Annotated in this window: 4 protein-coding genes; 2 read left to right on the top strand and 2 right to left on the bottom strand. The window is 58.4% G+C overall.

Annotation, left to right across the window (positions count from 1 at the left end; all coding sequences use genetic code 11):
- Positions 1 to 206: 206 nt before the first annotated feature.
- Positions 207 to 722, bottom strand: coding sequence for an FKBP-type peptidyl-prolyl cis-trans isomerase (locus tag ABD842_RS14075; RefSeq protein WP_345115101.1), 516 nt, complete (start codon positions 720 to 722; stop codon positions 207 to 209).
- 550 nt (positions 723 to 1,272) lie between these two features.
- On the opposite strand from ABD842_RS14075, the gene ABD842_RS14070 reads away from it, so the two are divergent.
- Positions 1,273 to 1,494 carry a hypothetical protein gene (locus ABD842_RS14070; RefSeq protein WP_345115099.1) on the top strand — a complete coding sequence of 74 codons (222 nt, stop codon included), beginning with the start codon at positions 1,273 to 1,275 and terminating at the stop codon, positions 1,492 to 1,494.
- A gap of 187 nt (positions 1,495 to 1,681) precedes the next feature.
- Here ABD842_RS14070 and ABD842_RS14065 read toward each other — a convergent pair whose 3' ends face one another.
- Complete coding sequence (locus ABD842_RS14065; protein WP_345115096.1) at positions 1,682 to 3,664, bottom strand: AAA domain-containing protein; 1,983 nt, start codon at positions 3,662 to 3,664, stop codon at positions 1,682 to 1,684.
- Positions 3,665 to 4,143: 479 nt separating this feature from the next.
- Here ABD842_RS14065 and ABD842_RS14060 point away from each other — a divergent pair, with 479 nt between their 5' ends.
- On the top strand, positions 4,144 to 4,803 hold the full coding sequence (locus tag ABD842_RS14060) for an amidohydrolase family protein (RefSeq protein WP_345115093.1): 660 nt from the start codon (positions 4,144 to 4,146) through the stop codon (positions 4,801 to 4,803).
- Positions 4,804 to 4,883: the final 80 nt, after the last annotated feature.

Here is a 4,883-nt window from a genome sequence, read left to right as displayed (position 1 = left end):
CATCGACTGGATTACCAGCCAGAATGCCAGCAATTGGTTCGATCACTGCGGCTACCACACCCAGCCCGCTTGACCACTGGCCACACCGTTCACGAATCCGCTATAAGTAGTCCGGTGAAAAGTAGAGTAAAGACAAAGCTCCTTTCAAATAGCATGAAAACGGGGCCCTGCGGCCCCGTTTTCATGAACAGCAATTTAACAAACCCCTAGTGCTGGTGGCCGCCTTCGCCGTGGGCGTGGCCGTGCTCCATTTCCTCGGCCGTGGCTTCGCGCACGTCGGCTACCTGGCCGTCGAAGTGCATGACCATGCCGGCCAGGGGGTGGTTGAAGTCCATCTTCACGGTTTCAGCCCCGATTTCGAGGACTTTGCCCTGCATGTGGTTGCCCTGGTTGTCGGCCATGGGCAGGAAGTTGCCCTCCTGGAGCATTTCCTCGTCAATCTGGCCGTCGACTTCGAACACTTGCTTCGGGATGTCGACCACGGCCTGCTGGTCGTACTCGCCGTAGGCCTGCTCGGGGGTGAGGGAGAACTTGAAGGCATCGCCGGCGGCTTTGCCATCGAGCTGGGTTTCGAACTCTTCGGGTAGGCCGCTCTGGCCGAACAGGAACACCATGGGCGCGTCGGCCTCGGCGGATTCAACAAGCACTTTTTCCTGGTTTTCGTCGGTCACGCTCAAATCGTAGGTGATGGTGACGACTTTGTTGGGGCTGATCTGGGCCATAATCGGGAGGACTCCGGGGTCCGGGTGAGGAGTGAAAAATGGGTTTGGGGCGGCTAGTTACGCAAAAAGGCCTGTAAACCTGTCCGACGCCACGTATGTGGCTGATACATACCGGAAGCTGTGGGGCAAGGTTGTGGCCCAGCCAGTTTTGGAACTTCGCAACGCGGCAACTACGGGAAATCAGCTACTTTCGCCGGTCATCTTTGGTGAATCTATTTAGTCAGCCCTTATGCGTATCAGCCCGATTTCCTGTCTTCTCGTTTTAGCCGGAGTGCTGCTCAGCCAGTGCACCACTACGAAAGTGCCAGCAACTACCTCGGCCACAACTCTGCCCGCGCCTGCAGTGAGTGCCGCTTTGGCGGGCGCTACTACCAGTGTAACCGGGCAAGTGGAGTCGCATGGTCCGGACCCAGATAAGCCGTATCAGGAGACGACGACACAATCCGGGGGAGCTGATCAAGCCACCTATTCCGCCTCGGTACTCTGCAAGCCGGACTCGCTTGGTACGATGCTTCTGGAATTGGAATTAAATCCGTCGAGTTACTCTATCATGAAGCTTTCCCTAGCGTATGCCATGGCCAGCCCCAAGCAGACTGCCAAACAAGTCGGGCAGGGCACAGGGCACTATGATCCGAAAGACCAGCGCTATTATTTCACGACCTACTACCAGGTAATCACCCAGCTGCCGAGCAATCAAACTTTTTATAGTGGCCTGCATCCGGTTTACGGCTGGATTTCTACCCGCACCAATACCATCGGTCTGCAACGGTAGCGTTGCGGCAGCCCTCATGGTGTTGTGAGGAAGAATGGCGCAGCAAACCGTCCGGCGCGAGGTAGCCAACGTCTTTTCCCAGAATCAGAAGCCCTTAACCGTTAGCAACGATTAAGGGCTTGTTAGGATAGAAAGCTCAGGGCCTTTCAGCGGACGGCTTGCTTTGTGCCTCGCAATGCCAGGGGCTTTACTGCATCTCCCAGGCCGTGCGGTAGGCGCCGATGCTTTCCACGTAGTCGAGGAAGGCCTTGTAGAACGGGTGGCCGCCCAGGGTGCTGGAGTCGCCGACGATGAGCAGCTTCTTGCGGGCCCGGGTCATGCCCACGTTCATGCGGCGGATGTCGGAGAGGAAGCCGATTTCACCCTGGGGGTTGGAGCGGGTGAGGGTAATGGCGATGATGTCGCGCTCCTGGCCCTGGAACGAATCGACGGTGCCGATGCTGAGCATGCGGTGCTCCATGAGGCCCATGAGCTCGTCGTTGGCTTCCACCGCGTCGCGCAGGTAGTTGATCTGGGCGCGGTAGGGGGCAATGATGCCGATGGTGAGCAGGTCTTCCTCGTGGTCGGCGGGGTCGTAGGGCTCCAGCAGCTGGGCCAGGCGGCGCAGCAGCAGGTCGGCTTCCTCGGGGTTGGCCGTGGAGCGGCTTTCCTCGATGCTCAGCTCCTGGTAGCCGAAGCCGGCCGTGTCGAGAAACTCCACCGGCAGGTCGGGGGCGAAGCGCAGGTCGTAGGCGGGCAAATCGGCGTGGGCCACGGTGGGCGCGGCCTTCAGGCGGCCCTCGTAGAACTGCTCGGAGCTGAACGCCATGATCTGCTCGTGCATGCGGTACTGCACTTCCAGCATCCGGGCCGAGTCGGGCTGGCGCTGAATGCACTTCTCGAACAGCGTTTCGCGCAGCCCGTCGCGGGCGGCTTTTTCACTCTTTACCGTGGGCGGCAGCTGCTGATGGTCGCCGGCCAGCACCACGCGGTTGGCCTTCGTTATCGGAATCCAGCAGCCCGGCTCCAGGGCCTGGGCGGCCTCGTCGATAAACACCGTTTCGTAGGTCAGATGGCGAATGGCGCGGTTGGAGGCCCCCACCAGCGTGCAGGTTATCACCTGCACCTTGTCGAGCAGGTCCTCGGTGATGTAGCGCTCCAGGTTGTCGGAGTCCTGGAGCATGAGGTGGGCCTGCTCCTTGAGCAGGCGGCGCTGCTCGCGCTCCTCCCAGCCGAAGTGACGCTTGAACTTGCCGGCCTGCTCGCGGTACTGCTCGGCGGTCTGGCGCATGCTTTTCAGCTCCGGGTAGCTCTTGTGCTCCATGATCCGGGCGTCGAGCGTGTGGTGGAGCAGCAGGTCCGACACCCGGGAGGGGTTGCCCATCCGAATCACGTTTACGCCCCGCTCGGCCAGCTTTTCGGTGAGCAGGTCCACGGCCGTATTCGAGGGCGCGCACACCAGCACCCGCCGCTCCCGGCGGATGGTTTCCAGAATGGCCTGCACCAGGGTGGTGGTTTTGCCGGTGCCGGGCGGGCCGTGGATGATGGCCACGTCCTTGGCGGCCAGCACGTGGCGCACGGCGGCCAGCTGGGAGTCGTTAAGCGGGCTGGGGTAGTAGAGCGTGGCTTCGGCCTCGTCGCGGTAGCGGGCGGGGCGGGCGCCCAGCAGCACGTCGCGCAGCTCGGCCAGGCGGGTTTCGTAGGCCCCCATCACCTTGCCCAGGGCAAACTCCATCTCCCGGTAGCTCACCTCGTCGAAGGTCAGGTCCACGCCCAGCTTGCCGTCGTCGATCCAGTCGGGCAGGTCTTCCTTGTTGGTGGCCAGCAGAATCTTGTTGCGCTTCACGCTGGTAATCACGCCCGAGAGGGTAGGCCGGTCGGTGGCCGAGCGGCCGGGGATGTTGCCGAACAGGGCGGCGTTTTTGCCCACCTGAAACAGGTGCAGGCCGCTTTGGGCGGCCGGGCGCTCAATTTCGAGTACCAGCTTGCCGCCGAAGCCTATTTCCTCCTTGACGATTTTGACCGGGTACCAGGTCAGCCCGCGCTTCTGCCGCTCGGCAATGGTAGACTGGGCACTCTTGATTTTGAATTGCTCCAGGTCCTCCTGCTGCTCGAGCTTCATGAGGGCCTGCACCTTGCGCAGTTCTTTTTCCAGCGCGTAAGGATCGGTAAACGTAGGTTGTTCAGACAAAAGGGGAGGCGTTTATTAGGGCCGTGATAACAACGCAAACGGCAAAATGGTGGCCGAAGGTCGGGGAGAAAATCGGAAGAGCCCATTGGGTAGTAAAAACGCCGCCACTCAGCCCTCGGCTACCACTCGCCCAAACACTTCGAACCCCCCCTTCAAACCACGTCCCAGTTGTGTCTGGCTTAGCTAGACCACTTCAAAACTGTCCAGCCTGACTGGACCACCTCAGGCAGCCCTATTTTTCGGTCAGTCCAGATGACAACGGAGTCCCTAATGTCATAGCCTGCAATATGATTGCCCCACACTTTTTGATGCTCTCCGCCGTTGCACCGGCAGCAGCAACTGAATAACTTGCCACTGCGAGTCAGTGAGGGGTTGATAGCCGTCAACCATAATGTAGCCTGGAGCCTAGGAACTCCGACTACAACTTACTGACTCGTTTTTATATAGGCTCAATCCCAATTCCCAAACACGTTCTGACAATGAAGTACTACTATTTCCTATTGCTCTGCGTTTTTTCCATTGTGGGCAACAGCCAATCCCTTAAAAAGGCGGAAAGAAGCTATGCCTTCCGGGGTGTGAACGTGGTGGATGTACAATCGGGATCAATCGCATCCAACACCAATGTCCTTGTCAGAAATGGTAAGATCGTGGAAGTTGGGCGCAACAAGCAAAAGTTCCCCAAGGGCACGGTTGTGATTGATGCGCAAGGCAAATTCGTCATGCCCGGACTTTACGACATGCATGCCCATTTTCCCAACGTAGACGGCGAACCCTTTCCCATTGACGACTACCTGTTTCTCAACCTGTCGCGGGGCATCACATCACTCAGGATCATGCGGGGAGCGCCGGTAATTTTGGATTGGAAACGAAAGATCATGAACAAAGACGTAATCGGGCCTAATCTTTTTGTTGGTTCTCCCAAAATAGTGGTAGACGAAAAATTGCAAAAGCAAGATCTGCGCACGCTCTTGAAAGGATACCAGAATGATGGCTACGATTTTATCAAATACCTCGGCGGAAACAACCAGGGTGTTTATGACTCCATCAACAAGATCGCGAAAGAGATCGGCATAAAAGTCGCCGGTCATGGACCACCCATGGGCCTGGAGGCAGCAGTAAGAGGGTGTTTGGGAATTTAGGCAAGCCGGTTTAGGCATAAGGCCATGTTGGCGAGCAAGAGCCAGGTGACGTGGCTGGCGGGGGTATACTCGTAGTCAAT

It is taken from the genome of Hymenobacter algoricola, assembly GCF_039539525.1.
Taxonomy (GTDB): Bacteria; Bacteroidota; Bacteroidia; order Cytophagales; family Hymenobacteraceae; genus Hymenobacter; species Hymenobacter algoricola.
This window is presented reverse-complemented; position numbering and strand designations above follow the sequence as displayed.